Raw genomic sequence first — 26,748 nt, 5'->3', positions numbered from 1 at the left:
CGATAGACCCAGTCCGGCCGGAGTCACATCCCCGAACTCGGCGACGCACCACCGCCGTCGCCCCAGGAGTGCACGACCTGGTCGACGTCGCGGCGTCGCTGCCGGTACTGCGCGACCAGCTCCTTGAGGGCTCGCTCGTGGCGCTCGGGATCGACCGAGGCCATCGCGTCCTCCACCAGGACGACCCGCAGGTCGTGGGCGTAGGCGTCGGAAGCCGTGGCCGACAGGCAGGCCTCGGTGCTGACGCCGACCAGCACCACGGTGTCGACCCCGAGCCCGGTGAGGAGCTCGGCGAGGTCGGTGCGGTGGAAGGCGCTGTCACGGATCTTGACCACCCGGTCGGCGCCGGCGACGTCCAGCTCGGGGAGCCGACGGGCGCCCTCGGTGCCCTCGAGCGTCATCCCGCAGCCGTCCTCGAGCATGTTGAGCGCCCAGGTCGACCGGTCGTGGCGGTGCTCGGTGACGACCTCGACCACCGGCACGCCGTGCGTGCGCGCCGCGACGACGAGACGGTTGCACGCCGCGACCACACGGTCCTGGTGCCGGGCCAGCCCGTCATCGCTGAAGTAGTCGACCTGGAGGTCGACGACGAGGACGGCCGGGGTCATCGCTGCCGGGCCAGGACGAGGCCGCCGGCCGGGAGGGTCGGCACACGCGACGCGGCAACCGCGCGACTCGAGACGACCTCGAGGGGGCGCTGCGACGCCGCTCGGAGGGTCGAGGACATCAGGCGGAGAGCGACGTCCTCGCCCGGGCACCGGTGCCCGCGCAGCGGTCCTCCGCCCTGCGGCACCAGGTCGTAGGCGGAGGGTGTGCGCCCCAGGAATCGGGCCGGCCGGAAGAGGTGCGGGTGGGGGTACACCATCGGGTCGCGGTCGATGCCCAACACGTCGAGTACCACCCGGTCCCCCGGCTCGACGGGTACGCCGTCGTGGGAGGCCGCGCGCCGGGCACGGCCTGCCAACAACGGCACGAAGGGGGTGGTGCGGCGCACCTCTTGGGCGAAGGCCAGACGCTCCTCCTCGCCCGCCGGGTCCGCGAGGCGCTCGCGCCACTCGGGTGCGGCGTCGAGGGCGAGCAGCGCGAAGGCGCCGAGCCAGGCGACTGCCACGGTGGGTCGCAGCACGTTGAGCAGCTCAATCCCGGCGGTGCGGTGGTCGAGGTCGGACCCGGCGAGGACGTCGAAGACACCCCCGCGCGGCGTTCGCGTCCTGCCCGCGCGGGCGTCGCAGACCAGGGCGGCCGCCCACCGGTCGAGCCGCGCCCGCTCCCGGCAACCCCGGGCGTAGGCGGCCGGTGAGAACCCGAAACCGTCGACCACGGCCGCCATCCGTCGGCTCCAGCGACGCGACTCGTCGGCCGGCAGGTCGATGCCCGCGCTGTGCAGCACAGCTGCGCCGTACGCGGTGGCCAGGGTGTCGAAGACCTCGATCCTCCCCCCGGGCAGCCCGCTGAGACGGGCGGTCACCCGCAGCCGCACGTCCTCGGCCAGCTCGTCGAGGTCGAGCGAGCGCACCGCCGCGACGAGGAGCTCCTTGCGACGAGCGTGGTCCTCGTCGTCGAGCCCGTGCACGGCTCCGCGCCCGAAGAGCAGCCAGGCGAGCGGGGGCGGCACGACCCCCGCTCGCTCGACCGCGCCCTCGTCGTAGAACAGACAGGCCCCGCGGCGTCCCCGAGCACCACCGCGCGTCGCCCGAGCAGCCTGGACTCGTAGGTGGTGCCACCGCCCCTGCTCGACCGGTCGCGGTCGACCGCGTCGTAGCCGTGACGAAGCAGCTGCAGCGTGAGGTCGCTCATGACCTGCCGGTTCCCCGTCGCCGCCGGCCCATGCCACCGGGATACTCCCCGTGGCCCACGTCCCCGTCGATTGAGTCGGCGGCCGGTGGGGAACCGGGCCCGGTCACCGCCCCCTACCCCGACCCCAGGACGGAACGACCATGGACCCCAAGGAAGCAGTCAAGAAGGCCGCCGACGCGGTCAAGGACAAGGCGGCCGAGCTCCTCGAGCCTCCGCTGCCCGGCGCGCCCGGCAGCGAGCCCCCCTCGCTCGAGGAGCCGACCGAGCCCCGGGGGCCGTTGCCGCCCAAGGCCGACCAGGCCGCCCCGGCGACGCGCAGCGCCACGGGTCGCGAGACCGGTGCCGCCCCGGACGCGCGGTCCCAGGCCGGGGCCTTCCTCACCACCGCGACCGGCGTGCCGCTGCGCGACACCGACCACTCCCTCAAGGCAGGGCCACGGGGGCCGACGCTGCTCCAGGACCACCACCTGCGCGAGAAGATCATGCACTTCGACCACGAGCGCATCCCCGAGCGCGTGGTCCACGCCCGGGGCGCGGCGGCGCACGGCACCTTCACCGCCTACGGCACGGCGTCGGCGGTCACCCACGCGGCCTTCCTGGCCGAGGGCGTCGCGACGCCGGTCTTCGTGCGGTTCTCCACGGTCCTCGGCTCCCGTGGCTCCGCCGACACCGTGCGCGACACCCGGGGGTTCGCCACGAAGTTCTACACCGAGCAGGGCACCTTCGACCTGGTCGGCAACAACATCCCAGTGTTCTTCATCCAGGACGGCATCAAGTTCCCCGACGTGGTGCACGCCGCCAAGCCGCACCCCGACCGGGAGATCCCGCAGGCCCAGAGCGCCCACGACACGTTCTGGGACTTCGTCTCCCTGCACACCGAGGCGCAGCACCACACCCTGTGGAACATGTCGGACCGGGGCATCCCCCGCTCCTACCGCACCATGGAGGGCTTCGGCGTCCACACGTTCCGCTGCGTCGACGCCGACGGCGTCACCTCGCTGGTGAAGTTCCACTGGAAGCCGCGCCTGGGCGTCCACTCCCTGGTGTGGGAGGAGGCCCAGCTGCTGGCCGGCGTCGATCCCGACTTCCACCGCCGCGACCTGGCCGACGCCATCGAGGCCGGCGCCCACCCCTCCTGGGAGCTCGGTCTCCAGGTGTTCCCCGACACCCCCGAGCAGACGTTCTCGGGGATCGACCTGCTCGACCCCACCAAGCTGGTGCCCGAGGAGCTCGCCCCGGTGCAGCCGGTCGGGCTGCTCACCCTCGACCGCAACCCGACCAACTACTTCGCCGAGACCGAGCAGGTGGCCTTCCACACCGGTCACCTCGTGCCCGGCATCGACGGGACCGACGACCCGCTCCTCCAGGCACGGAACTTCTCCTACCTCGACACCCAGCTCAGCCGTCTCGGCGGCCCCAACTTCGACCAGATCCCGATCAACCGACCCCACGCCCCCGTCAACGACATGCTGCGCGACGGTCTCCACCAGCACGGCGTGCACCAGGGGGTCGCGCCCTACCGGCCGCAGTCACTCGACGGCGGGTGCCCCTTCCACGCCGGCGGCGGCACCGAGTCCTTCGCCGACCTGGCCGTCAGCCTCCCCGCCAGCACCAAGGTGCGGGAAAGCCCGGCGTCCTACGACGACCACTTCAGCCAGGCCCGGTCGTTCTGGGCCAGCATGACGCCGGTGGAGCAGGAGCACATCGTGGCCGCCTACACCTTCGAGCTCGGCAAGGTCTACGAGCAGGCGGTCAAGGAGCGGCAGCTGCGGGCGCTGGCCCGGATCGACCCGGTGCTGTGCCAGGAGGTGGCCACGGGGCTGGGCCTGCCCGCCCCCGAGCCCGAGGCCCCGCTCGCCACGCCCACCCCCAGCCCGGCCTTGTCCCAGCTGGGCGGCACCTGGCCCGTCGACGGGCGCATGGTCGGGATCGTGGTGGACGCCGGGGACGGCCCGGCCGACCAGGCCGTGCTCGACGGGCTCACCGCGGCCCGCCGGGCGGTCCTCGCGGCCGACATGGTGCCGCTGGTCGTCGCCGCCCGCGGCGGCACGCTGCCCGACGGCACCCCGGTGCAGCGCACGTTCGCCACGGTGCGCTCGGTCGAGCTCGACGCCGTGCTACTGGCCGGCGGCGGCGCCCCGGGCACCGACGCGCTCCCGGCGCGCGACGCGAAGGCCGGGGCCGACTCGGTGGCCGCCGTGGACCCGCGGGTCGCGATGCTGGTGCAGGAGGCCTTCCGGCACGGCAAGGCGATCGGAGGGTGGGGGCGGGGCGCGCAGACCCTCGCCGCGCTGGGCCTGGTCGGCGTGTCCGGCGTCGTCACCGGCGACGAGGGGGGCGGGGACGACGAGGCCGCCTCGGCGGTCGACGGGGTCGTCGAGCTGCTCGCCTCCCACCGGGTCTGGGACCGCTTCCCGGCCCGCCTCGGCGGCTGACGCACAGCCGGCGGCGCTGCACCCCGCGGGGTGCGGTGCCGCCGGCCACCCCGTCCCTAGCGTGGGCCCGCACCCGCGACCATCCGACCGCGCGACGGAGGACCCATGACGCTCGTCTCCCCCTGGCAGGACCGCCACCCCCGTCCGGGACCGGACCTGCCCGTCGTACCGCCCGCCGAGACCGACGTCGTCGTCGTGGGTGCGGGCCTCGCCGGCCTGACCACCGCGCTGCTGCTCGGCCGCGCCGGACTCGGCGTCGTGGTCCTCGAGGCCGCCCACGTGGGGGCCGGCACGACCGGACGCAGCACCGCCAAGGTCAGCCTGCTCCAGGGCACGCAGCTGTCCCGGGTCTTCCGGCGCCAGGGACCGCGCGTCCTGGACCAGTACGTCACCGCCAACCGGGAGGCCCAGGCCTGGGTCCACCGCTTCTGCGCCGACCACGACCTCGAGGTGCAGGTGCGCGACGCCGTCACCTACGCCCACGGCGAGGCCGGGCGCGCCGCCGTCGAGCAGGAGCTGGAGGTCGCCCGCCGTGCTGGTCTCGAGGTGGTCCTCGACGAGGAGCTGCCTCTGCCCTACGCCACCGCGGGCGGTGTGCGTCTGCCCGACCAGCTCCAGCTCGACCCGATGGCGCTGCTGCTCGCGCTGCGTCGGCAGGCCGAGGCGCACGGCGTGGTCGTCCTGGAGGGCACCCGGGTGCGCGGGGTGTCCGGGCGGGCCCCGCTGCGGGTCGCGACCGAGGGCGGTGAGGTCACCGGGACCCACGTCGTGGTCGCCACCGGCATGCCGGTCCTCGACCGCGGCGCCTTCTTCGCCCGGGCGACCGCAGCACGCTCCTACGGCCTGGCGTACGCCACGCCGCGCCCGGTGGTCGACGCGATGTACCTGTCCGCCGACCAGCCCTCGCGCTCACTGCGCGACGCCCTGCCTGTCACCGGCCCCGGCGGCTCGCCGGGCTCCGGCGCTGTCCTGCTGGTCGGCGGCGAGGGTCACCCGACCGGACGGGACCGGTCCCCGCGGGCCCGGCTCGACCGGCTGCGGGCCTGGACCGCCGAGCACTTCCCCGAGGCCGAGGAGACCCACGCCTGGTCAGCCCAGGACTACGTCACGACGAGGGGCCTGCCGTACGCCGGTCCCGTGCTGCCCGGCACCGACCACCTCCTGGTCGCGGGCGGGTTCTCCAAGTGGGGCATGACCAACGCGGTGGCAGCGGCGCTGGCCCTCGCCAAGGGGGTGCTGGGCGAGCGACCGGCGTGGGCCGCGGCCTTCGACACCTGGGACCGCCGCGAGCTGGGCGGGCTGCCCGGTGCTGCGCTGGCCAACGCCGAGGTGGGCCTCGAGCTCACCCGGGGCTGGCTGCGCCCCCTGCGCCACCCCGGCCCGGGGGTGGCTCCCGGCGACGACGGCGGCCAGGTGCGCCTCGACCGCGTGGGCCCGCCGACGGCCACCTCCCTCGTCGGCGGCGTGCCACGACGGGTCTCGGCCGTGTGCACCCACCTCGGCGGGGTGGTGGGCTGGAACGACGCGGAGCGCAGCTGGGACTGCCCGCTGCACGGCTCGCGCTTCGACGCGGACGGCTCGGTGCTCGAGGGGCCCGCCACCTGCGGCCTCACCCCGCGCTGACCGAGGACCGCCCGCACACGACCATCGACCGACTCGGCACCGGGTCCCAGGGAGACCCGGGAGGATGCGAAGGAGCACGACACGTGGAACCGTTGGCTGAGACCGCGCAGGCCATCGAGGAGTACGGGCCGTTCCTGCAGGACGGTGACCTGCTGGAGGTCCTCCAGGACCTGGCCGACCAGGTGGTGGCGCTGGTGCCCGACTGCGTCGGGCTGAGCCTGGCCTCCTACGCCGAGGGCGTCACCTTCACCATGGTCGCCACCACAGCCGAGATCGCCGCCCTCGACGCCGTGCAGTACCTCGACACCGGTCCCTGCGTCACGTCGGCCGAGGAGGGTCGGGTCGTCGAGTCGCGCGCCGGCGACCCGCTCGACGAGGAGCGCTGGGGCTCCTTCGTGCGGGCCTCGGCGGTGCTCGGCATCGGGAGCACCCTCACGCTGCCCGTCAGCGTGGCAGACCGCCTCACGGGGACCGTCAACCTCTACGCCCGCTCGGCGCGCGCCTTCGACGGACGCCACGAGCAGATCGCACGGGTCTTCTCCGCGTGGGCGCCGGGCGCGACCACCAACGCTGACCTCGCCTTCACCACCCGCGAAGCGGCCCAGCGCGCCCCGGCCGAGCTGAAGGACTCGCTCCAGGTGCAGATCGCCGCCGGTCTGCTCGCCGCCGAGGGCCACGTCACGCCGGAGCAGGCACGCGAGCGGATCCGTGACGCCGCCCTGCGCAGCGGGCTCACCGAGGGCCAGCTCGCGGCCGCCCTGGTCAAGCTGTTCTCCGCCGACGCCGGCTGAGCACCCCCGGCACGGGGCGCCCCGTGTCCGCGGCCACGCGACGCAGCAGCGCGACCAGGTCGCGGCGGGTCCGTCGTCCCTCCGGCACCGCACGGGTCATCCACACGTGGAACATGGCGCTGACCTCGCGCACGTGCAGCGCCGCACCCTCGACGCGGGCGCGGCGGGCCAGCTCGTCGACGGCGGGTCGCAGCAGGTCGCGGTCGCCGATCCAGAGGTGCACCGGGGGCAGGTCGGTCAGGCCGCCGCGCAGCGGGTCGACCCGGGGGTCCTCGACGGCGCGGGACCCGGCCCACCACCGCGCGGCTGCGCGCAGTCCCGACTCCTCCAGCACCGGATCGGAGGGGTCGAGGGCGTCGACCTCGGGGTCGGCGAGCCGGGGGTCGAGCCACGGGCTCAGGGCCACGACGCAGGCCGGTCGCCGGTCGGCGAGCTCGCGGGCCACGAACAGCGCGAGGGCGCCACCCGCCGAGTCACCCGACAGCACCAGCGGCAGAGCGCCCACGGAGGTCCGGGCGGGGGCGTCGGCGGCGAGGCCCGCCAGCCACGGCACGACCTCGTCGGCGTGGTGGTCGGGGGCCAGGGGGTAGGCCGGCACCACCACCTCCGCGGGCACCGAGGCCAGGGCACGCACCAGCCGCCAGTAGTCCACCGTGAGCGGGTGGACGTAGCCGCCGCCGTGCAGGTGCACCACCCGCACGACGGGGCGCCGCCACCGGGGCCTGACCGTCCACACCACGGGGCCCGGCGTCCCGCCGTCACCGAGCGGGAGCCGGCTGGCCGTCACGTCGCGCACCAGGCGGGTCCACCGCGTCGGGGGGTGGTCGCCCGTGCGCTGGCGACGCCGGGCGGCGCGCAGGGTGCGACCCGCCCCGGAGAAGGCGCGGTCGTCGCGACGCCACCACATCGCTCGCACGTAGCTGCGGGTCCACCACGTGGGCGGGCGGTCGTCGACCTCCCACCGCACCGTGTCGATCGGCTGCCGTCGGGCCACGCCGGGCAGCCTCGCACGAGCCGCGGCCGTCGCGGCAGGACCCCTGCGGGTGTGGTCGGCCACCGAGGGCCGGGCGCAGGCTCGGTGGATGAGCACCTCCACCCCCGGGCCCAGACCCGAGCCGGTCGGCTCGCGTCCGAGCCCCCAGCGACCCACCGCCCCCGGGCTCCCCGCCGAGGAGGGCGTCGACCTCGTCGACGCCGAGCGCCGACTCGACGAGGAGCCCGGTGACGCCGTCAACCGCACCGACCGCGACGAGGCCCGTGACGAGGGCTCCGCGTCGCCGTCCTGACCGCCCCGCGAGGAGCCCGATGAGCGACCAGTACACCTTCGACGACCCCCGCACCCGCCACCCGCGCATCTCCCCTCCGGTCCAGCAGCAGGAGGAGCCCGGGTCGCAGCGCGCCATGGAGCCGGTGCCCGACATCGGCGAGTCCTCCTACCGCGGCACCGGCCGTCTGGCCGGACGCCGGGCGCTGGTGACCGGGGCCGACTCCGGCATCGGCGCCGCGGTGGCCGTGGCCTTCGCCCGCGAGGGCGCCGACGTCACCATGGCCTACCTGCCCTCCGAGGAGGAGGACGCCGACCACGTCGCGGCGCTCGTCGAGGCGGCCGGACGCACGGTCACCCGGGTGCCCGGCGACCTGCGCGACGCGGCGTACTGCCGTGACCTGGTGGCGCGGGCGGTGGAGGCCATGGGTGGTCTCGACGCGGTCGTCAACGTCGCGGGCAAGCAGGTCTGGCACGAGCGGGTCGAGGACATCGACGACGAGGAGTTCGAGGAGACCTTCGCGGTCAACGTCACCGCGGCCTTCCGCATCGTCAAGGCCGCACTGCCCCACCTGCCGCCGGGCTCCACCATCGTCAACACCGCCTCGGCGGAGGCCTTCCAGCCCGCCCCCGACCGGCTGCACTACGCCAGCACCAAGGCAGCGGTGGAGAACCTCTCGAAGGGACTGGCCCAGCAGCTGGTCGAGCGCGGCATCCGGGTCAACGTCGTGGCGCCCGGCCCGACGTGGACCGCGCTCCAGGTGACCGGCGGCGTCGACCCGGAGACGCTGCCGGACTTCGGGGCCGCCGAGGCGCCCCTCGGGCGCGCCGGTCAGCCGGTCGAGCAGGCGCCGGCCTACGTGTTCCTGACCTCCGCGGAGTCGAGCTTCGTCGTCGGCGCCACGCTGCACGTCAACGGCGGGATGCCCAGCCCGTGACCGGCCCCTGACCGGCCCCTGACCGGGCCCTGACCGGCCCACCGCGGCGGCCGGAGGACCCGACTGGGACCCTGGTGGGGTGAGCACCGCTGTCGCCGACCCGACCTCCCCGCTGCCCGAGGGCGCCGACGTGCGCCTCGTCGTCGTCGACATGGACGGCACCCTGCTCGACGGCGAGGGCCGGATCCCCGAGGACCTCTGGCCGCTGCTGGACTCGATGCGCGAGCGCGGTGTCGTCTTCTCCCCCGCGAGCGGACGGCAGTACGCCACGCTGGCGCGCCAGTTCGACCGGGCGCGCGAGGGCATGGTCTTCATCGCCGAGAACGGCAGCTACGTCGTGCGCGACGAGGCCGAGATCAGCTCCACCACCCTGGCGCCCGACGTCGTCGCGCGTCTCGTGCGCCGGGGGCGCGACCTCACCGCGCAGGGCCACGACCTGGGCATGGTGGTCTGCGGCAAGCGCGCGGCCTACGTCGAGCGCACCGACCGCGCCTTCCTCGACCACGTCGACCCCTACTACGCCTCCCTCGTCGAGCTCGACGACCTCGACGCCGTCGACGACGACGTGGTGAAGGTGGCCGTCTTCAGCTTCGCCGACCCCCAGGAGGGCACCGCGCCCGCCCTGGCCGACTTCCGCGAGACCCACCAGGTCGTCGTCTCCGGCGCCCACTGGGTCGACGTGATGCACCCCCGGGTCGACAAGGGCGTGGCCGTGCGCCGGCTCCAGGAGGAGCTCGGGGTCTCCGCCGAGCAGACGGTCGCCTTCGGCGACTACCTCAACGACCTGGAGATGCTCGACGCCGCCGGGCTGTCCTTCGCCATGGACAACGCCCACCCCGAGGTGCTGGCCCGGGCGCGCTACCGCGCCCCCTCCCACCTCGACCACGGCGTGATCACCACGCTGCGACGCCTCCTGGGCCTCTGAGCGGTCCTGGCCGGAGGAGCCCGGGGCGCTAGCTCAGCACGTCCTTGCGCTGGAAGAGCACGAAGGCCGCGGTGAGCAGCACCACCGAGTAGCCGATCGACCACAGCGCGCCGCTGGCCATCCCCGACCACTCCACGTCGCGCTGCAGGGCCTCGGCCCACGCGAACTGCTCGTGGGTCGGCAGCGCCTCGCGCAGCCGCCCGAGCGGGCTGATGGTGTCGAGGATGTTGGAGACGATCGTGATCAGCACGGCGCCGCCGACGGCGCCGAGCGGGGCGTCGGTGAGCACCCCGATGAGCACCGCCAGCGAGGAGACGAAGAGCAGGCTGACGAAGAGGTAGCCCACCGCGACCGCCAGGCGCAGCGCCGTCTCGGCCCAGGTCAGCTGCTCGCCGGTGGGGCCCTGGTAGGCCTCGGTGCCGTAGGCGACCAGCCCCACCAGCATCGACCACGCCGGCAGCAGCACGAGTGCGGCCAGCGTGGTGGCCAGCGCGACGGTGAGCTTGACCCGCAGCAGCCGCCCCCGCGGCACCGGCGCGGCCAGCAGGTAGCGCAGCGTCGACCAGCTCGCCTCCGACGGCACGGCGTCACCGGCGAAGAGCGCCACCAGCACGACGAGCAGGAAGCTGGCCGAGGCGAACATCGCGAAGACCGCCAGGTTGGCCGGCCCCACCTGGGCCAGGTCGACGAACGAGGTGCCGCCCTCGCTGTCGTCGGAGCCCAGCGCGAAGGCACCGACCAGCAGCAGCGGCAGCACGACCAGGAACCCGAACGACAACCGCGTACGCCGCCGCCGCAGCTGGCGCCCGACCTCCGCGCGCAGCGGCAGCGGGCGGCGCGGGGCGCGGGGGTCGACGGCGGGGCTCGGCTGCCGGCCCGGCTGCTGGCCCGGTTGCGGGGTGGTCTGGTGGCTCATCGGCGTGCCTCCCGGGCGTCGGCGGCATCAGCGGCATCGGCGTCGGCGACCTGGGCGGGCTGGCCCTCGCCGACCAGGCTCATGAAGACCTCCTCGAGGTGGCGGCGCCCGTCGACGGCGGCGACGGGCACCCCGGCCTCCACCAGCCGCGCGACGAGCGCGGGGCGCGGGGCGGTGCCGACGACGCGCACGCGTCCGTCGGGCTCGGCGACGGCCTGCTCGACGCCGCCGGGGCCACCGAGGCCGCCGGGACCCGTGAGCGCCTCGACGGCGCGGGCCGGGTCGCCCTCGACGGTGACGAGGGTGGAGCCCGAGCGGTCGACGAGGTCGGCGACGGCGCCCTCGAGCACGACCCGGCCGCGGTGCATGACCACGACGTGGCTGCAGGTCTGCTCGACCTCGGAGAGCAGGTGGCTGGAGACCACGACGGTGCGGCCCCCGGTGGCGTAGCGGGCCAGCACGCCACGCAGGTTGCGGATCTGCGGCGGGTCGAGGCCGTTGGTGGGCTCGTCGAGCAGCAGCAGCTCGGGCAGGCCGAGCATGGCCTGGGCGATGCCCAGCCGCTGGCGCATGCCCTGGCTGTAGGAGCGCACGGGCCGCTCGGCGGCGACCCCGAGGTCGGCGATGGCCAGCGCCTCCTCGAGGTGCGCGGTGGCGGGGTCGTTGCCGGTGGCGGCCCAGTAGGCCAGCAGGTTGTCGCGGCCCGAGAGGTGCGGCAGGAAGCCGGGGCCCTCGATGAGGGCGCCCACCCGCGTCAGCACCGGGGCGCCCGCGGTGACGGGGTGGCCGAGCACGTGCACGGTGCCGCCGTCGGCGCGGATCAGGCCCACGAGCATGCGCATGGTGGTGGTCTTGCCGGCGCCGTTGGGCCCCAGCAGGCCGACGACCTGGCCGCGCTCGGCGCGCCAGGAGGTGCCGTCGACGGCACGGAAGCCGTTGCTGTACTGCTTCACCAGCCCGTCGACGACCAACGGCACGTCGGCGAGCTCCGCGACCACGGGCGCCTCGCGGCGCCGCCGGCCGGCCAGCAGCGCCAGCGCGGCCGCGCCGAGCAGCAGCAGGCCGACCGCCACGACGAGCGGCGTGGGCGCCAGCCCGCCGGTGCCGGCCGTGCGCTCCGCGTCGACACCGGGCACGACGACCCCGTCGCCGGCCAGCGACACGACGTAGGTGCGGCGGTCCTCGGGCACGGCGTAGGCCGCGTCGGTGCTGGAGACCACCACGCGCAGCGACTGGCCGGCCTCGACGCGGTAGGCCGACGTCGGCAGGGCCACCTCGACCTCGCGCGGGCGCCCCGGCGTGAGGCCCTCGAGGCGCACGGGCGAGACCAGCTGGCGCGGCAGCGTCGCGGCGCCGTCGGCCGAGACCACCCAGGCCGAGGCGAAGAGGGTGGCGTCGGTGGTCGAGGAGACCACCGAGAGGCGCACCCGCGGGCTGCCGACCACGGTGAGCGGCTCGTCGAGGGCGGGGGTGTCGAAGACCGCCGACTCCCCCGGCAGGGCCCCGAGCGCGTAGCCGGCGCCGGTCGACCCGGCGGCGCCCAGCAGCGGGCCGGTGCCGGGCAGCGAGGTCAGCGCCGCGGGCTCCCCGCCGGGCGGCGACAGCAGCGGCTGCGGGCCGTCGCCACGGGCGCCGGCCAGCGGGAGGGTGGTCGTGGTCTCCTCGCCGTACGTCGGGGCCGTCAGCTGCTCGGCCTCCTCCTCACCGAAGGGCGAGGCCGGCAGCGACAGGTCGAAGGCCCCGCCGGGGTCGGGCCCGCCGCGCAGGTGGTGGTCGAACCACGCCAGCGCGGGGTCGACCAGGTCGTCGGCCGACAGCGCCGCGCCCGAGGCGTCGTGGCCGCCGTCGATCCAGCGCACCGCGACCGGCGTGCCCTCGGCGGCGAGGCCGCGGGCGGTGGCGTCGGCCTGGTCGAGGCCGAAGAGGGAGTCCTGGAGGCCCTGCACGAGCAGCGTCGGCGCGGCGATCCGGTCGAGCACCGGCGCCGGGGAGGAGCGGCGCAGCAGCCGCAGGACCGCCTCGTCGGGTCGGCCCGTGGTGGCGGCCTCGTCGTAGAGCCGGCAGACCCGGGGGGCGAAGCGCCCGCACTGCGGGTCGACGCCCGGGGCCGCGGCGGCGGCCGAGGGGTCGAGGCCCGCGGCCAGCCCGGAGGCGAAGAAGAGCGAGGCCCAGCGCTGCTTGAGCACGCCGGGCGCGGGCGCCTCGCCCGCGGCGCTGCCGGAGAGCGCGCGCTGCGGGAAGAGCCCCTGCGAGAGGTCGTGCCAGGTGATCGCGGGCACGATCGCGTCGACGCGGCCGTCGTAGGCCGCGGCCATCAGCGCCAGCGCCCCGCCGTAGGAGCCGCCGGCGATGCCGGCGCGGGGGTCGCCGGCATCGTCGAGCAGCACGTCGTCGCGCTCGGCGAGCAGGTCGAGCAGCCGCGAGGCGTCGGCGACCTCGTAGTCCGGGGAGTCGAGGTGGATCAGGCCGCCGGAGTCGCCGAAGCCGCGCGCGGTCCAGGTCAGCACGACGTAGCCCTCGGCGGCCACGGAGCGGGCCTGGGCGGCCAGGTCGTCCTTGCTCCCGCCGAAGCCGTGGGCCAGCAGCACCGCGGCGCGGCGGCCCTCGTCGTCGGCGCCCGGGGCGCCCTCCTCGGGCGCGAAGACCGACACGTCGAGGGAGACCCGCTCCCCCGAGGGCTCCGGCCCCACCGGCACCTCGAACTCCTGCTCGTCGACCGCCACGGCGTCCTCGCCGCCCAGCCCGGTCACCGCGGCCGTGCCCGCGCCGGCCACGACGAGCGCGGCAGCGAGGGCCGCGGCGAGGACGGCCCGGCGGGGTCGAGCGGGCCGACGCATGCTGCATTCTTACCGCCACCGGCAAGGCGCGCCGCTAGTCTCCCCGGATGCGCGCCGTGACCTGCACCGACGGCGAGCTCGCCGTCGTCGACCTGCCCGACCCCGAGCCCGGCCCCGGTCAGCTGCTCCTCGACGTGCGGCGCTGCGGCATCTGCGGCTCCGACCTCCACGCGCGCCACCACGGTGACGACCTCGCCGACGTGCTCGACCTCGTCGGCTACCCCCGCTTCATGCGCTCGGGCCAGGCCGGCGTCTTCGGCCACGAGCTGCTCGGCGAGGTCGCCGACCACGGCCCGCGCACCCGCGGACGGCTGCGGCCCGGCACGCCCGTCGTCGCCGTGCCGCTGCTGCGGCGCGGCCGCGAGGTCGACGGCATCGGCCTGTCGCTCGCCGCCCCGGGCGCCTACGCCGAGCAGGTGGTGGTGCAGGAGTCGCTGGCGCTGCCGGTGCCCAACGGGCTCGACACCGACGTCGCGGCGCTGACCGAGCCGATGGCCGTCGCCTGGCACGCCGTGGCCCGCGGGCAGGTGCGCCGGCGCGACACCGCCGTCGTGCTGGGCTGCGGCCCGGTCGGTCTGGCGGTCGTCACCGTGCTCAAGGCCCGCGGCGTGCGCCACGTGGTGGCCAGCGACCCCTCCCCCGGGCGGCGCGCCCTCGCCACCGCGTGCGGCGCCGACGTCGTGGTCGACCCGGCCGTGGCGTCGCCGTACGACCCGGCGGTGCAGCGCGGCGCCTTCGCGACCCTGCCGGCCGCCTACAACGCCGCGATCGACGCCGTGGAGGGCCTGAGCCGGCTGCCGGTCGGCTGGTGGCACGGCTGGCGGGCGGCCGAGCGGGTCGGCGCCGCCACGCCGAAGGCGCCGGTGGTCTTCGAGTGCGTGGGCGTGCCCGGCATGCTCGACGGCGTGCTCGCCGGGGCGCCGCTCTTCTCGCGGGTGGTCGTGGTCGGGGTCTGCATGGGCCCCGACACGCTGCGCCCCTCGCTGGCGGTCAACAAGGAGCTCGACCTGCGCTTCGTGGTGGGCTACACGCCGCTGGAGTTCCGCGACACCCTCCACGCACTGGGCGAGGGCGACCTCGACCCCTCGCCGATGCTCACCGGTCGCGTCGGCCTCGACGGCGTCGCCGGGGCCTTCGAGGCGCTGGGCGACCCCGAGCGCCACGCCAAGGTCCTCATCGACCCCTCCCTGCCCGGCACGCAGGTGCACGGGGTGGCCGGGGCGGGCGGCGCGGGCACGAGTACGGGCACGGACGCCTAGGCGCCCGCGGGCTCCGGCTCCCCGGCCTCGGTCGCACCGCGGCCGAAGCGCGCCTCGTGGTCGGCCACGACCGAGGCGGCGACGTCGCGCAGCTTGGTCTCGGTGCTGGCCGACATGCGGGTCAGGTAGGCGAACGCCGTCGGCTCGTCGATCTCGAGGCGGTGCATGAGCAGGCCCAGCGCGATCCCGATGACCTTCCGGCTGGTCAGGGCGGCGCTGAGGTTGCCGATCCGCTCGGCGTGGCCCATCGCCAGCGCCGCGTGGGAGGCGAAGAGCTCGCTCATCTGCACGGTCTCGTCGGAGAGGGTGTCGGAGGAGAAGGAGTAGAGGTTGAGCGCGCCGAAGGTGCGGGCGTCGGAGTTGAGCCGCACCCCGAGCTGCGAGCGCAGCCCGAGCCGCACGGCGCCGGGGATGAAGGCCGGCCAGCGCTGCTCGTGACGGGCGTGCTCGACGCGCACGACGCCGTCGGTCTCCAGCGCCTGCAGGCAGGGGCCCTGACCGGTGTCGTACTGGAGCTGGTCGAGCTCCACGACGACCTGGTCGGTCCACGCGCGGGTCTCGATGCGCCCACCACGGTGCGCGACGCTGATGCCCACGTGGTCGATGCCCGGCGTGGACTCGCAGGCCACCTTCGCGATCGTCGCGAGGGCGGCGTCGAGGTCCTGGGGCTGCTTGAGATCGGCGGAGGCCTGGGCGAGGGCTGCGGCGATGTCCATGTGGGCCAGCATGCGGTTCCGTCCGGGCGTGCGCCACCCCGGACCTCGAGATCCGCGTGGGGGCGCAGGGGACGGGGTCGCTGTTGGGCCCCGATCGAGCGAGCCGAATGCTAGCAACCCACCTCGACCGGGGCCCACCGGGGCGTCGCGGGGCCTAGGGGTTGAACACCACCTTGACCATGCCGTCGGCCTTGTCGCGGAACGAGCGGTACGCCGCCGGCGCCTCCTCCAGCGGCAGGTGGTGCGTGGCGAAGGTGTCCACGCCGAGCGGGTCGTCGTCGACGAGCAGCGGCAGCAGGTCGTCGGTCCAGCGCCTGACGTTGGCCTGGCCCATGCGCAGCTGGATCTGCTTGTCGAAGAGCGTCAGCAGCGGCATCGGGCTGGCGGCCCCGCCGTAGACGCCCGAGATCGAGACGGTGCCACCGCGGCGCACCGCGTCGATGGCGCTGGTGAGGGCGTCGAGCCGGTCGATGCCGACCCGCTTCATCAGCGGCTTGGCGAGCGCGTCGGGGAGCAGCCCGACGCCCTTGATGACCTTCTCGGCCACGGGGTTGCCGTGGGCCTCCATGCCGACCGCGTCGATGACGGCGTCGGCGCCACGGCCCGCGGTGCGGTCGCGCACCTCGGTGGCCAGGTCGTCGACCCTGTCGATGTCGATGGTCTCCGCGCCCCGGCCGTGCACGCGCGCCAGCCGCTCGGGCACCCGGTCGGCGACGATCACGCGGTGGCCCTCGTGCAGGGCGATCCGCGCGGCCATGTCACCGATGGGGCCGGCGCCGACCACGAGCAGCACCCCGTCGGGGGCGAGATCGGCGTACCGCACGGCCTGGTAGGCGGTGGGCAGCACGTCGGAGAGGAAGAGGAACCGGTCGTCGGCGGGGCCCTGGGGCACCGTGACGGGCAGGAAGTCGGCGAACTGCACGCGCAGGTACTCCGCCTGTCCGCCCGGCACCTGCCCGTAGAGCTTGCTGTAGCCCAGGAAGCTCGCGCCGGTGCCCTGGTCGCGGTTCTGGGTGGTCTCGCACTGGCTGTGCAGGCCCTGGGTGCACATCCAGCAGGTGCCGCAGCAGATGTTGAAGGGCACGACGACACGGTCGCCGACCTTCAGGTCGCGGACCTCGGGGCCGACCTCCTCCACGACGCCCATCGGCTCGTGGCCCACGACGTCGCCGGGGGTCATGAAGGGGGCGAGCGGCTCGTAGAGGTGCAGGTCGGAGCCGCACAGCCCGGTGCTCGTCACCCGGATGACGGCGTCGGTGGGGTCGACGATGGTCGGGTCGGGCACGTCCTCGACGCGCATGTCGCGCACGCCCTGCCAGGTCACGGCCCTCATCGCACGCCTCCCTCGGTGCGGGCGGGTGCGGGGGTGCGGGGGACGGGACTCGTCATGGTGCCTCCTGGGTCGTCCGGTGGAGCGGTCACGACCCGGTTCCCCGTCGCGCCGGATGCATGCGGGGCCGGCCCGTGCAGCCGCGACTCGAGGTCGCGCAGGAAGCCCGCGAAGCCGCCCGGCGTGCGACCCCGGCGCCGCCCCGACGTCGTCACCCGCGGCCCGCCGACGGGCACGACGCCCCCCGCCCGCAGCGCGTCGACGAGCGCGGAGTCCTCGTGCTCGGCGGCGTCGGGGAAGCCCCCGGCGGCGAGGTAGGCGTCGAGGCGCACGCCGAGGTTGGCGCCGTGGACGTGGTCGCCGGGCTCGGGCGAGGTGTGGTGGGCGCGCCAGGCCCGGGCCAGGTGCTCCTCGACGTCGCGGGGGTCGGGCACGACCCGCCCCAGCACGAGCCGGGCGCCGTGCTCGGCCAGCCGCACCTGGGCGGCGAGCCAGTCGGCGGGCACGACCGTGTCGCCGTCCGTCGTGGCGACCCAGGTGGCGGCCGGCGGGGCGCCCAGCAGGGCTGCGCCGTGCCGTACCCCGGCGGCCCGGGCCGCGCCCACCCGGCCGGCGTCGAGGGCGACCGAGCGCACGCCGTGGGACCGTGCCACCTCGGCGGAGGCGTCGGTGCAGCGGTCGAGCACCACCAGCGTCAGCAGGCTCAGCGCCGGACGGCCCTCGGCCAGCCCGGCCGAGGCCGCGGCCAGCGCCTCCAGGCAACCGGGCAGCAGCTCCTCCTCGTCGTGCACCGGCACCACGACCAGGAGCGCGTCGAGCACCGCGACCGCCTCAGGCACGGGGGTCGGGCAGCAGGTCGGTGGGGCCGATCACGAGGATCTCGACGTCGCGGTCGACCCAGGTGCCGAGCACCTCTCCCAGCCCCGCCGCGGCGACGACGCGGTGGACGTCGGGGCCGTCGAGCACCCACCCCTCGACGCGGTGGCGCCAGTGGCACAGCACCAGGACGCCGTCGTCGGTGAGGCAGGCCCGCACCCGCTCGACCAGCCCCTCGAGGTCGCGGGGGCTCAGGAAGTAGCCGGTCTCGGAGAGCACGACGAGGTCGAAGTCGCCCTCGGGCCACTCCCCCGGCACGACCGCCGCCTCGAGCCGCACGCCGTCCAGCAGCGCCAGGCGGTCGCGCGCGTGGCCCAGCGCCGCCGGGCTCGCGTCGAGCGCGACGAGCTCGCGGCAGCGCGGGGCCAGCTCGGCGGTGAGCGCCCCGGTCGAGCAGCCCACCTCGAGCCCCCGCAGGAAGGAGGCGCGCGGCAGCGCGGCCAGCAGCAGGGACCGCTTGCGCTGCTCGTACCACCGCCGGTCGGTGCCCCACGGGTCGGCGTCGCGGCGGTGCACCTGCTCGAGCGCCTCGTCGGTGGCGCCGGCCTCCACGAAGAGCTCCTCGGCGCCGGTGAAGTGGGCCAGGAAGCCGGGCGCCAGCAGCGCCTCGTCGCCGGGCGCGGCGGACAGCGGGGCGACCTGGCTGCGGTGGGCGGCCATCGCCCGGGCCTTGGCCTCCCGGGCCACCGGGGAGGGCCGCACGGCCCGCAGGTCGGACCAGGGCGCCAGGTCGGGCCGGCCCCAGTGCCAGAACCACACGGGGTACTCCAGCAGGCGGGCACCGGTGCGCACCACCGCCGCGGCGGCGGCCCGCCCGGCGGCCTCGTGGTCGGGGTGCTGGTCCCCGCGCCACGGGGCGACGACCACCGTGTCGCGGCCGTCGCCGACCAGCCCGACCAGGGCGGCGACCACCTCGTCCTCGTGCGCGGCCACGGCGCCGTCGGGCAGGCCCAGCAGCCACGGGGTCGAGCCCGGCGCCAGGGCGTCGACCGCGGCGCGGACCTCCTCGCGCCGCAGCCCCGCCAGCTCGGCGGGGGTGTGGGTGGGCGAGTCGGGGTGGCTGGCCTCGCCGTCGGTGAGCACGACGACCCGCACCTCCACCCCGCGGGCGTGGGCCTCCGCCACCAGCGCTCCCGCCCCCAGCGTCTCGTCGTCGGGGTGGGCCGCGACGACCACCAGCACCGAGCCGCGTCCCGGTCCCGGTGCCGGTGCCGGTGCCGGTGCCAGCAGGCGGGCCGGGTCGAGCGCACGCACCTCGCGGCGCCGCGGGTGCCGGCGCCACGCCGTCGCCTCGGTGCCGGGTGCGTCGTGGGCGAAGGTCACCACGCCGACACCCCGGGCACGCTCGAGCCCTGGGCCAGCAGCTCCCGGCCCAGGGCGGCCTGGTCGCGCTCGCCGTGGTGCTGGCGCACGTAGAGCCCCAGGTCGGCGACGCGCCGTGCGTGGCGGTGCTCGTGGGCCAGCGGACCGGGCCCCAGCGCCCGGGCGACCCGCACCGTCACCTCCTCCACGGCGTCGGCCACGACCTGGCGTGCCCGCAGCGCGGCCAGCGCACCGCTCGCGCCCGCAGCGCAGCCGGTGTCGACGTCGGTGGCGGCCTCGACGAGCACCGCGCGGGCGGCGGCCAGCGCCGCGTCCACCGCCCCGAGGTGCACCAGCGCCACCTGGTCGGGGTCGCGGCGTCCGCACTGCTCGTGCAGCCGACGCGCGACCGCCACGGCCCCGCCGTACCAGACCGCGGCGACGCCGATGCCGCCCCAGCCGAAGCCGGCCCGCTCGAGGTACCAGCCCGGCCCCCCGACCTCGCGGGCCGGCACACCGTCGAGCACCACGGTCGAGGTCACGGCCTCGGCCAGCCCGAGCGAGGACCACGGGCCGTCCTCCACGAGCACGCCGGGGTCGGCCAGCCGCACCGCGAAGAGCCCGCGGCGCTCCTCGTCGACCCAGGCGGTCACCAGGGCGTGGGAGACCTCGCGCGCCAGCGAGCACCAGGGCTTGCGGCCCGTGAGCCGCACGCCGCCGGTGGCCGGGTCGGGCACCGCCCGCAGCCGCGCTCCGGGTCCCTCGGCGGCCCAGACGCCCCACGAGGGTCGCCCCTCGTCCTCCTCCAGCAGGTCGTCGACCGCCGCGGCGGCCGGGCCGGCCTCGGCCAGCACCGCGACCGCGTCGAGGTGCGGCTCCAGCGCCCGCGCGGCCGTGAGGTCCTGGGCGGCCACCGTGGCCAGCACCTCCCAGCGCCGCAGCGTCTCCCCCGACCCCGGCAGCGGCACGTCGTCCTCGACCTCGAGCGCGAGTCGCACCATCGCCGCGACCCCCGCGTCGGCCACGTCGTACGCCGCGCGCGCCAGGTCGACCAGCGGGCGGGTGCCGGCGGCGTGCCCGCGGCTGAGCAGCACCGGCTCCGGCGCGGGCGACGCCGCGGGCGGGCCCGACCCCGGGAGGACGGACGGGCGCGGGGACAGGTGCCGGACGGGGTGCATGGGCCCCGGTTCCCCCCGCCCGCCCGGTCATGCACCGCACCCCTGCGGGTGGCGTCGCCGCCCGGCCCGCGTGGCTAGCGTCGGTGACCGGGCCCCGCTGGAAACACCGGCGATCCACCCCGCACGCCGAAGGACCCGGTCATGCCCCCGACCTCCCTTCCCGACCCGGCCGACCCCACCCGCACCGCCCGCGTGCCCCGCGCCGAGCGCTCGCGGCGCACGGCGGAGCTGGTCGCGCGCAGCGTGGCCGGCGACCCCGAGGCCCGCCGCGAGGCGCTCGACGAGGTCGTCGTGCTCAACCGCGGCGTGGCCGAGGCCGTCGCCGCGCGCTACCGCGGGCGCGGGGTGGCCGACGACGACCTCGTGCAGGTCGCCTACGAGGGCCTGGTCAAGGCCGTGCGCCGCTTCGACCCGGCGGCCTCGGAGGACCTGCTCACCTTCGCGGTGCCGACGATCCGCGGCGAGGTGCTGCGCCACTTCCGCGACCTGGGCTGGGCCGTGCGGCCGCCGCGACGGGTCCAGGACCTGCAGCGCGCCCTCGAGCAGCAGGGCACCGCGCTGGCCCAGCGGCTGGGCCGTGAGCCGAGCACCGCGGAGCTGGCCGCGGCGTGCCGGGCCACGGAGCAGGAGGTCGACGAGGCCAGGGCGGCGCGCGGCTGCTTCCGGCCGACCTCCCTCGACCTGCCCGTCGGTGACGGGGGCGCCGGCGGCGACGGGGGCGCCACGCTGGGCTCGCTCCTGCCCGACGACTCCGACGACGGGCTGGCCGGGGCCGAGGCCCGGGCCGACCTGGGTCCTGTCGTGCGCACCCTCGACGCCCGGGACCGCCGTGTGCTGGCCCTGCGCTTCGTGATGGGCCGCAGCCAGCGGGAGATCGGCGAGGAGCTCGGGGTCAGCCAGGTGCAGGTGTCGCGACAGCTCAGCCGGATCCTCGGCACGCTGCGCCACGACCTCGGCGCGGCCTGAGCGCCGGGCCGGTGGTGCGCGCCCGGTCAGGCCCCACCGGCGAACCCCGAGGCCGCCGTCCAGGTCAGCCCGGTGCCCTCGGGCCCGTCCCACGTCACGAGCGGCCCGTCGGCGGCGGGCTCGATGGTCATGGCCTGCCAGCCGTCGAAGCCGAGGGTGGAGTCGACGTCCCACGTCGTCAGGTCGCCGGTGGCGGCCAGGGCCAGGGAGTCGCTGGGCGGGTCCCCGTCGTAGCAGTAGAGCCCGAAGTCGGCGATGACGGCGACCACGCCGTCCTCCTCGGTGACCTCGATGCCCTGGCAGGGGTCGGGCTCCTCGGAGCGGTGCAGCACCACGGGCGAGGTCCAGGCGCCCTCCCGCGGGGAGTAGTGCTGCTCCAGCAGCCGGTCGCCCGAGGCGGAGTACCACAGCCTGACCTTGCGCCCGTCGGGCAGCGAGACCTGGGCCTCGTAGTCCTCCCGGAAGGCGTCGTCGAAGGTCTCGGTGGACGGGGCGTCGTCGTAGACCGAGGTGTCGCGCGCGGGGTCGTAGGCCGTGGCCGGTCCCTCGGGGTCCCCACCGCCGCCCCCACCAGCCCCGCCTCCGTCGCACCCGGCCAGCGGCAGCAGCAGCACGAGGGCCGCGAGCACGAGCGGCCGACGACCGGTCACGGCTGCCTCCTCCTGGGTGGCTCGGGCACTGCGGGAAGGCTACCCCCCGACCCCGGGTGTGCGATGGTGGCGGATCAGGCCGCGCCCACTCCGGGGCGCACCGACGACCGACCAGGGGGGGCGGGCACCGTGACCTCACCCTGGCCCGACCTCGAGGACCTCTTCGGGCGCCTCGAGCGCTGCGAGGAGCTCGCCGAGGGCGCCGGCGAGGTGGCCCGCTTCGCCCGGGAGCGGCTCGGCACCGACCACGCCGGCCTCTCCCTGCACACCGAGGCGGGCGGCGCCACCCGGCTGGCCCTCACCGATCCCCTGGTGGCCGAGCTCGACGAGCTCCGGCTGCTGCTGCACGGGGGGCCCGGCGGCCGCGCGCTGCCGGAGGGGTCCGCGACGACCATCGCCGACACCCGGCACGACCCGCTGTGGCCCGACTGGAGCACCGCGGCCGCCGGGCTCGACGTGCTGTCGGTGCGCGTCCTGGGCCTGCCCGCGATCCGGGGGCACGCCGTCACCCTCGACCTCTACTCCCACCGGCCGCGGGCCTTCGAGCACGACGGCTGGGCCGACCTCGGCCGCACCGCGCTGCAGGCCGGACGGCTGCTGCGCCAGGTCGACCGGGTGCAGAACCTGCGCGAGGCGCTCACCACCCGCGCGCTCATCGGCCAGGCGCAGGGCATCGTGATGGAGCGCCACGCCCTCACCTCGGAGCAGGCGATGGCCTACCTCCGCCGGATGTCGCAGGAGTCGCAGGTCAAGGTGCGCGACCTCGCCGAGCAGATCGTCTCCGGGACGGAGCCCCGGTGACGCCGGTCGGACGGATCCTCATGTCGCTGATGGACGAGGCGGGCAGCGACCTCACCCTGCCCGAGCTGCTGTGCCGCTCGGCCAAGCGGGAGCTCGACGCCGTGGCGGTCGGGCTCGCCGTGATGGCCCCCGACGCCACCAGCGAGCTCGTCGCCGCCTCCGACCCGGCGGCCCAGGAGCTCGAGGTGCTCCAGCTGACCCTCGGGGAGGGGCCCTGCGTGGAGGCCTTCCGCACCGGTCGGCTGGTGCAGCTCACCGAGCTCGGCGCCGGCGAGCAGCGGTGGCCGGCCTACTCCGCCCACCTGCGCGAGCGGGGGGTGGGTGCGGTCTTCGCCTTCCCGCTGCGCATCGGCGGCATCAGGCTCGGCGCCCTCGACGTCTACCGCACCCGCGCCGGGGCGCTCGACGACGACGACCTGTCGCTGGCGCTGCACTTCGTGGACGCCGCCGTCGTGGTGCTGCTCCACCTGCAGGACCCCGCCTCGCAGGGGTCTCTCGACGACTCGCGGCTCGACGACGCCGTCGACGGCTTCACCACGCACCCGGAGGTGCACCAGGCCACCGGCATGGTCTCCGTGCAGGCCGTGGTGAGCCTGCACGACGCGCTCCTGCTGCTGCGCGCTCACGCCTACGTGGCCGACAGGTCCATCATCGAGGTGGCGCGCGACGTCGTGGCCCGCAGGATCGACTTCCGGTGACCCGCCCGCCGAGCCTCCGCACCGACGACCGAGGAGGGACACCCGTGTCTCGTGAGCAACTGCTGGCCACCACGTTCGTCGAGCTCGCCGACACCCTCGGCGACGACTTCGACGTGGTCGACTTCCTCCAGAACCTCGCCGAGCGCAGCGCCGAGATCCTCGGCGCCGACGCCGCCGCCATCGTCCTGGCCGACCAGCGCGGCGCCCTGCGGGTCATCGCCACCACGACCCACGCCGCGCGCGACCTCGGGCTCGAGACCCTGGCCACGGCCGAGGGGCCGTGCCTCGACGCGTTCCGCTCCGGCGACGACGTCGTCAACGTGCCCCGCACCGAGGGCCTGCGACGCTGGCCCCGCTTCGTGCGCACCACCGAGGAGCTCGGCTACCCCTCCGTCCACGCCGTCCCGCTGCGCCTGCGCTCGGAGCGCCTCGGCGCACTGGCGCTGCTCTACGCCGCGGCCACCGACCTCACCGACGACGACCGCGCCCTCGCCAGGGCGCTCACGGCGGTCGCGACCGTCGGGCTGCTCCAGGAGCGCACCCCCCGGCAGCGCGAGGTGCTGGCCGACCAGCTCCAGGCGGCGCTGAGCCTGCGGGTCGTGGTGGAGCAGGCCAAGGGCGTGGTGGCGGAGTGGGCCGACCTCGAGATCGAGGAGGCCTTCGCCCTGATGCGCGCCTTCGCCCGCGAGCACGCCCGCCCGCTGGGCACGGTCGCCACCGACGTCATCGAGGGACGGCTCGCGGTCGGGGACCTGCTCCCCCCGGAGCGGCCGACGACCTGAGGATCTCGCTGGGTGTCTCGGACCACGGTCCGTTTCTCCGGCGCCCGGGGGCGGGGTGGGGTTAGGGTTGGGTCCGCGGTCAGACCGGTGCTGCGATCCCCACTCCCCCCACGGAGCACCGCCTGCCATGCCCGGTCCCCGCCCCACCTCCCCCGTCCTCGTCCGCCTGCTCGGCGGTCTCGAGGTCGTGCGGCGCGACGGCACCGTCGTGCCCCCCGCGGCGTGGCGCACCGGCAAGACCATGGACCTCTTCCGGATGCTCGCCCTGGCCGACGGGCGGCCCGTGCGGGCGCGGACCCTCACCGACGCCCTGTGGCCCGCGTCCTCGCCCGAGCACGCCGGCGGGAGCCTGCGCACCGCGGCCAGCCAGATCCGGCGCGCCGTCGAGGCCGACTGCGTCGTGCGCCACCCCGAGGGGCTGGTGCTCGAGGGCGCGTGGGTCGACGTCGCCGTCTACCGCGACCACGCCCGCCACGCCCGGCTGGCCTTCCTCGACGCCCGGCTGGTCGACGTGCTCGACCACACGCGGCGGGCCGAGACCCTGTGGGCCGGCGCCCTCAGCGCCTACGACGAGACCGCGGCCTGGGCACGGGCCGAGCGGGCGGCCCTGCGCGGCCTGCGCTCGGTGCTGCTCGCCGACGCGGCGGAGGCCGCCCTGCGCACCGGCGCCCTGCGCGAGGCCGTCGACCTGGCCCAGCAGGCCATCGCCGTCGACCCCGGCGCCGAGGCCGTCCACCGCACCCTCATGACGGCCTACGCCGAGCTGGGCGAGACCGCGGCGGCGCTGCGCACCTTCGAGGGCTACCGTCGCCAGCTCGCCGAGGAGCTCGGCGCCGACCCGTCGCCGCAGACCCGTGAGCTGCACCTGAGGCTGCTGCGGGGCGCCGGGACCGACTGAGCCCGGGTCAGCCCGGCGGCAGCGACGGCGGCGTGACCGGCGTACGCGTCGCCAGCCAGCCGCGCACGGTGGCGTCGTCGGGGCTGAGCCCGTCGCTGATGGCGTGGGGCACGACCCGGCTGAAGTAGTCGGTGACCATGCCGTCGGACTCGCGCACGATCATGCCGGCGGCCTGCCCGTCGACGACCCAGGAACCGAGCACCACGTAGTTGCCGCCGTAGACCGGCAGCGGGTAGTAGCGCTGGTAGACGAAGCCCTCGGCTCCGTAGGGGCCGGGCTTGGTCTGCTCGTGGCCGTCGGCCAGGTGCACGGTGACGTTGTCGCCCTCGCGCCCGTGCAGCGGCTTGGCCACCCACTCCTCGAGGTCGCGGGGCTCGTCGAAGTAGGCCGGCAGCAGCAGCCGGTGGCCCGGGTTGCGCTCCCACAGCACGGGCAGGATCGCCTTGGTGCTCAGCAGCACCTTCCACGCCGGCTCGAACCAGCGCACCGGGGTCGTCTCGGCCTCGTCGAGCAGCAGCCGGCCGAACTCCTCGCCCAGCATGTCCTCCCACGGGTACAGCTTGAAGGCGTTGCGGATCGGGCGGTCGTGCACGTCGCGGAAGTCGCGGGTGTCGGGGTTCCAGCCGACCTCGCCGATGGGGTGGGCCATCACGGTCCAGCCGGCCTGCACGGCGCAGTCCATGAGGTAGTGGACGGTCATCTCCATCTCGCCGCCGTCGTACTCCCCCTCCCCGCCGAGGTCGTAGAGGAAGTGCAGGTGGTCGCCCTCGAGCTCACCGGAGACGAGCAGGTCGCGCCAGCGGGCCACCAGCCGGTCGTGCACGGAGTTCCACTGGTCGATGTCGGTCATGACGTCCTCGATCCAGCGCCACTGCACGACGCCGGTCTCGACCAGGCCGGTGGGGGTGTCGCCGTTGATCTCGAGCATCTTCACCGACCCGTCGGCGCCGTAGGCGAGGTCGAAGCGGGCGTAGACCGCGGGGTCGCCCCGCTCGATGGAGCGGCGCACGAGCGCGAGGCTGCCGGGCGGCAGGCCGAGGCGCTCGTCGGTCATCGTCGCGGCCATGTGGCCGGCCGCGTCGACGCACATCGCCCACAGCTCCTCGGTGGCGGCCTCGAGCAGCTCGACCTCGTCGAGGGTCACCTCGTACCACGCCGACTCGTTCCAGTAGGGCACCGTGCGGCCCTCGGGGGTCGGGGTGACGGGGAAGATCAGCCCCTGCTCGGTGACGATGCGCTCCCACTCCGGGCGCGGGCGCGAGGCGTGGCGCCACATCAGGCGATGCTGGCGCAGACGATGAGCGCCACCGAGATCGCCGACGCGGCCGCGACGTAGGCCAGCGGGCGCACCGGGCCGGGCTCGCACACGATGGTGCGCAGGTCACCGGGGGTCAGCGCCTCGACGACGAAGAACATCACCGCGTTGAGGGCCACGCCGAGCAGGCCGAAGCACAGCGTCCAGACCAGGGCCCAGCCCAGCGACGTCTCGCCGTTGGTCCAGATCGCGGTGAAGAGCACCAGGGCGTTGGAGACCAGCCAGGAGGCGGTGACCAGCCCGGCCGAGCGCGAGGCGGCGTGCACCGACTCCGCGCCGGTCTCGTCGATGCCGCGCAGGTGGCTGCCGAGGTGGCCCGGGGTGACGAGGTCGAGCACGTAGTAGGCGACGACGAGCAGCACGCCCGCGGCCAGGGCGTAGACGATCGCGTGCCCGAGGGCGACGAGCAGGGCTTCCAGCATGAGTTCTTCCTAGGGGTTCGGTACGACGA

The 26,748-nt window shown here is 75.9% G+C and carries 25 protein-coding genes; 12 read left to right on the top strand and 13 right to left on the bottom strand.

The window, feature by feature from the left end; genetic code table 11:
* Nucleotides 1-23 precede the first annotated feature (23 nt).
* Nucleotides 24-608 carry a cysteine hydrolase family protein gene (locus ASF50_RS01555; RefSeq protein WP_056903276.1) on the bottom strand — a complete coding sequence of 195 codons (585 nt, stop codon included), beginning with the start codon at nt 606-608 and terminating at the stop codon, nt 24-26.
* The gene (locus ASF50_RS01550) at nt 605-1,615 is read right to left on the bottom strand and encodes a cytochrome P450 (protein ID WP_056903275.1); all 1,011 of its coding nucleotides are present in this window, start codon (nt 1,613-1,615) and stop codon (nt 605-607) included. The genes ASF50_RS01555 and ASF50_RS01550 overlap by 4 nt, the downstream gene beginning before the upstream one ends.
* Before the next feature lie 322 nt (nt 1,616-1,937).
* Here ASF50_RS01550 and ASF50_RS01545 point away from each other — a divergent pair, with 322 nt between their 5' ends.
* The 3 genes from ASF50_RS01545 to ASF50_RS01535 all read left to right on the top strand — a co-directional run bounded on the left by ASF50_RS01545 (nt 1,938) and on the right by ASF50_RS01535 (nt 6,646).
* Nucleotides 1,938-4,232, top strand: coding sequence for a catalase (locus ASF50_RS01545; protein WP_056903274.1), 2,295 nt, complete (start codon nt 1,938-1,940; stop codon nt 4,230-4,232).
* 105 nt (nt 4,233-4,337) lie between these two features.
* On the top strand, nt 4,338-5,855 hold the full coding sequence (locus ASF50_RS01540; RefSeq protein WP_056903273.1) for an FAD-dependent oxidoreductase: 1,518 nt from the start codon (nt 4,338-4,340) through the stop codon (nt 5,853-5,855).
* A gap of 83 nt (nt 5,856-5,938) precedes the next feature.
* Nucleotides 5,939-6,646 carry a GAF domain-containing protein gene (locus ASF50_RS01535; RefSeq protein ID WP_156697780.1) on the top strand — a complete coding sequence of 236 codons (708 nt, stop codon included), beginning with the start codon at nt 5,939-5,941 and terminating at the stop codon, nt 6,644-6,646.
* Here ASF50_RS01535 and ASF50_RS01530 read toward each other — a convergent pair.
* Nucleotides 6,618-7,640, bottom strand: a complete 1,023-nt coding sequence (locus ASF50_RS01530; RefSeq protein ID WP_056903272.1) for an alpha/beta hydrolase fold domain-containing protein — start codon at nt 7,638-7,640, stop codon at nt 6,618-6,620. The two genes, ASF50_RS01535 and ASF50_RS01530, sit on opposite strands and share 29 nt — an antisense overlap.
* Before the next feature lie 88 nt (nt 7,641-7,728).
* On the opposite strand from ASF50_RS01530, the gene ASF50_RS01525 reads away from it, so the two are divergent.
* The 3 genes from ASF50_RS01525 to ASF50_RS01515 all read left to right on the top strand — a co-directional run bounded on the left by ASF50_RS01525 (nt 7,729) and on the right by ASF50_RS01515 (nt 9,773).
* Nucleotides 7,729-7,932 carry a hypothetical protein gene (locus tag ASF50_RS01525; protein WP_156718026.1) on the top strand — a complete coding sequence of 68 codons (204 nt, stop codon included), beginning with the start codon at nt 7,729-7,731 and terminating at the stop codon, nt 7,930-7,932.
* 19 nt (nt 7,933-7,951) lie between these two features.
* Nucleotides 7,952-8,848 carry an SDR family oxidoreductase gene (locus ASF50_RS01520; RefSeq protein ID WP_056863252.1) on the top strand — a complete coding sequence of 299 codons (897 nt, stop codon included), beginning with the start codon at nt 7,952-7,954 and terminating at the stop codon, nt 8,846-8,848.
* Between the two features lie 79 nt (nt 8,849-8,927).
* Nucleotides 8,928-9,773: a Cof-type HAD-IIB family hydrolase gene (locus tag ASF50_RS01515; protein WP_056863251.1), complete on the top strand. Its 846-nt coding sequence runs from the start codon at nt 8,928-8,930 to the stop codon at nt 9,771-9,773.
* A 28-nt stretch (nt 9,774-9,801) separates the two neighbouring features.
* Here ASF50_RS01515 and ASF50_RS01510 read toward each other — a convergent pair whose 3' ends face one another.
* Both ASF50_RS01510 and ASF50_RS01505 read right to left on the bottom strand, forming a co-directional pair.
* Complete coding sequence (locus ASF50_RS01510; protein ID WP_082502647.1) at nt 9,802-10,689, bottom strand: ABC transporter permease; 888 nt, start codon at nt 10,687-10,689, stop codon at nt 9,802-9,804.
* The gene (locus ASF50_RS01505) at nt 10,686-13,526 is read right to left on the bottom strand and encodes an alpha/beta fold hydrolase (RefSeq protein WP_056903270.1); all 2,841 of its coding nucleotides are present in this window, start codon (nt 13,524-13,526) and stop codon (nt 10,686-10,688) included. The genes ASF50_RS01510 and ASF50_RS01505 overlap by 4 nt, the downstream gene beginning before the upstream one ends.
* A 47-nt stretch (nt 13,527-13,573) precedes the next feature.
* Between ASF50_RS01505 and ASF50_RS01500 the strand changes: the two genes are divergently transcribed.
* Nucleotides 13,574-14,785 (top strand): zinc-binding dehydrogenase, encoded by a 1,212-nt coding sequence (locus tag ASF50_RS01500; RefSeq protein ID WP_056903269.1) that lies wholly within the window; start codon nt 13,574-13,576, stop codon nt 14,783-14,785.
* Here the strand turns inward: ASF50_RS01500 and ASF50_RS01495 are convergent.
* The 5 genes from ASF50_RS01495 to ASF50_RS01475 form a co-directional block, all read right to left on the bottom strand.
* Nucleotides 14,782-15,501, bottom strand: coding sequence for a GAF and ANTAR domain-containing protein (locus ASF50_RS01495; protein ID WP_162242353.1), 720 nt, complete (start codon nt 15,499-15,501; stop codon nt 14,782-14,784). The genes ASF50_RS01500 and ASF50_RS01495 overlap by 4 nt on opposite strands.
* A 154-nt stretch (nt 15,502-15,655) precedes the next feature.
* On the bottom strand, nt 15,656-16,834 hold the full coding sequence (locus ASF50_RS01490; protein WP_056903267.1) for an alcohol dehydrogenase catalytic domain-containing protein: 1,179 nt from the start codon (nt 16,832-16,834) through the stop codon (nt 15,656-15,658).
* A complete protein-coding gene (locus ASF50_RS01485; protein ID WP_082502645.1) occupies nt 16,831-17,670 on the bottom strand; it encodes a glycosyltransferase in 840 nt (279 codons plus the stop codon). Before ASF50_RS01485 ends, ASF50_RS01490 begins: the two co-directional genes overlap by 4 nt.
* Nucleotides 17,663-19,033 (bottom strand): PIG-L family deacetylase, encoded by a 1,371-nt coding sequence (locus ASF50_RS01480; protein ID WP_056903266.1) that lies wholly within the window; start codon nt 19,031-19,033, stop codon nt 17,663-17,665. The genes ASF50_RS01485 and ASF50_RS01480 overlap by 8 nt, the downstream gene beginning before the upstream one ends.
* Complete coding sequence (locus ASF50_RS01475; protein ID WP_056903265.1) at nt 19,027-20,103, bottom strand: hypothetical protein; 1,077 nt, start codon at nt 20,101-20,103, stop codon at nt 19,027-19,029. The genes ASF50_RS01480 and ASF50_RS01475 overlap by 7 nt, the downstream gene beginning before the upstream one ends.
* 225 nt (nt 20,104-20,328) lie before the next feature.
* Here ASF50_RS01475 and ASF50_RS01470 point away from each other — a divergent pair, with 225 nt between their 5' ends.
* On the top strand, nt 20,329-21,153 hold the full coding sequence (locus ASF50_RS01470) for a sigma-70 family RNA polymerase sigma factor (RefSeq protein ID WP_056863243.1): 825 nt from the start codon (nt 20,329-20,331) through the stop codon (nt 21,151-21,153).
* A gap of 26 nt (nt 21,154-21,179) precedes the next feature.
* Here ASF50_RS01470 and ASF50_RS18710 read toward each other — a convergent pair whose 3' ends face one another.
* Nucleotides 21,180-21,803, bottom strand: a complete 624-nt coding sequence (locus tag ASF50_RS18710) for a hypothetical protein (RefSeq protein ID WP_156697778.1) — start codon at nt 21,801-21,803, stop codon at nt 21,180-21,182.
* A gap of 129 nt (nt 21,804-21,932) precedes the next feature.
* Here ASF50_RS18710 and ASF50_RS01460 point away from each other — a divergent pair, with 129 nt between their 5' ends.
* The 4 genes from ASF50_RS01460 (at nt 21,933) to ASF50_RS01445 (ending at nt 24,982) form a co-directional block, all read left to right on the top strand.
* The gene (locus ASF50_RS01460; protein ID WP_056903264.1) at nt 21,933-22,604 is read left to right on the top strand and encodes an ANTAR domain-containing protein; all 672 of its coding nucleotides are present in this window, start codon (nt 21,933-21,935) and stop codon (nt 22,602-22,604) included.
* Nucleotides 22,601-23,302: a GAF domain-containing protein gene (locus ASF50_RS01455; RefSeq protein WP_056903263.1), complete on the top strand. Its 702-nt coding sequence runs from the start codon at nt 22,601-22,603 to the stop codon at nt 23,300-23,302. The genes ASF50_RS01460 and ASF50_RS01455 overlap by 4 nt, the downstream gene beginning before the upstream one ends.
* Nucleotides 23,303-23,346: 44 nt before the next feature.
* On the top strand, nt 23,347-24,084 hold the full coding sequence (locus ASF50_RS01450; protein WP_056863240.1) for a GAF and ANTAR domain-containing protein: 738 nt from the start codon (nt 23,347-23,349) through the stop codon (nt 24,082-24,084).
* A 127-nt stretch (nt 24,085-24,211) separates the two neighbouring features.
* Nucleotides 24,212-24,982 (top strand): AfsR/SARP family transcriptional regulator, encoded by a 771-nt coding sequence (locus ASF50_RS01445; RefSeq protein ID WP_056903262.1) that lies wholly within the window; start codon nt 24,212-24,214, stop codon nt 24,980-24,982.
* Between the two features lie 7 nt (nt 24,983-24,989).
* On the opposite strand, the gene ASF50_RS01440 is transcribed toward ASF50_RS01445, so the two are convergent.
* Both ASF50_RS01440 and ASF50_RS01435 read right to left on the bottom strand, forming a co-directional pair.
* Nucleotides 24,990-26,258: a glutathionylspermidine synthase family protein gene (locus tag ASF50_RS01440; protein ID WP_056903261.1), complete on the bottom strand. Its 1,269-nt coding sequence runs from the start codon at nt 26,256-26,258 to the stop codon at nt 24,990-24,992.
* Nucleotides 26,258-26,719: a DUF350 domain-containing protein gene (locus ASF50_RS01435; RefSeq protein WP_056863237.1), complete on the bottom strand. Its 462-nt coding sequence runs from the start codon at nt 26,717-26,719 to the stop codon at nt 26,258-26,260. The genes ASF50_RS01440 and ASF50_RS01435 overlap by 1 nt, the downstream gene beginning before the upstream one ends.
* Nucleotides 26,720-26,748: the final 29 nt, after the last annotated feature.

Origin of the sequence: Nocardioides sp. Leaf307 (assembly GCF_001423135.1) — a bacterium.
In the GTDB taxonomy this organism is placed as follows: Bacteria; Actinomycetota; Actinomycetes; order Propionibacteriales; family Nocardioidaceae; genus Nocardioides; species Nocardioides kribbensis.
This window is presented reverse-complemented; position numbering and strand designations above follow the sequence as displayed.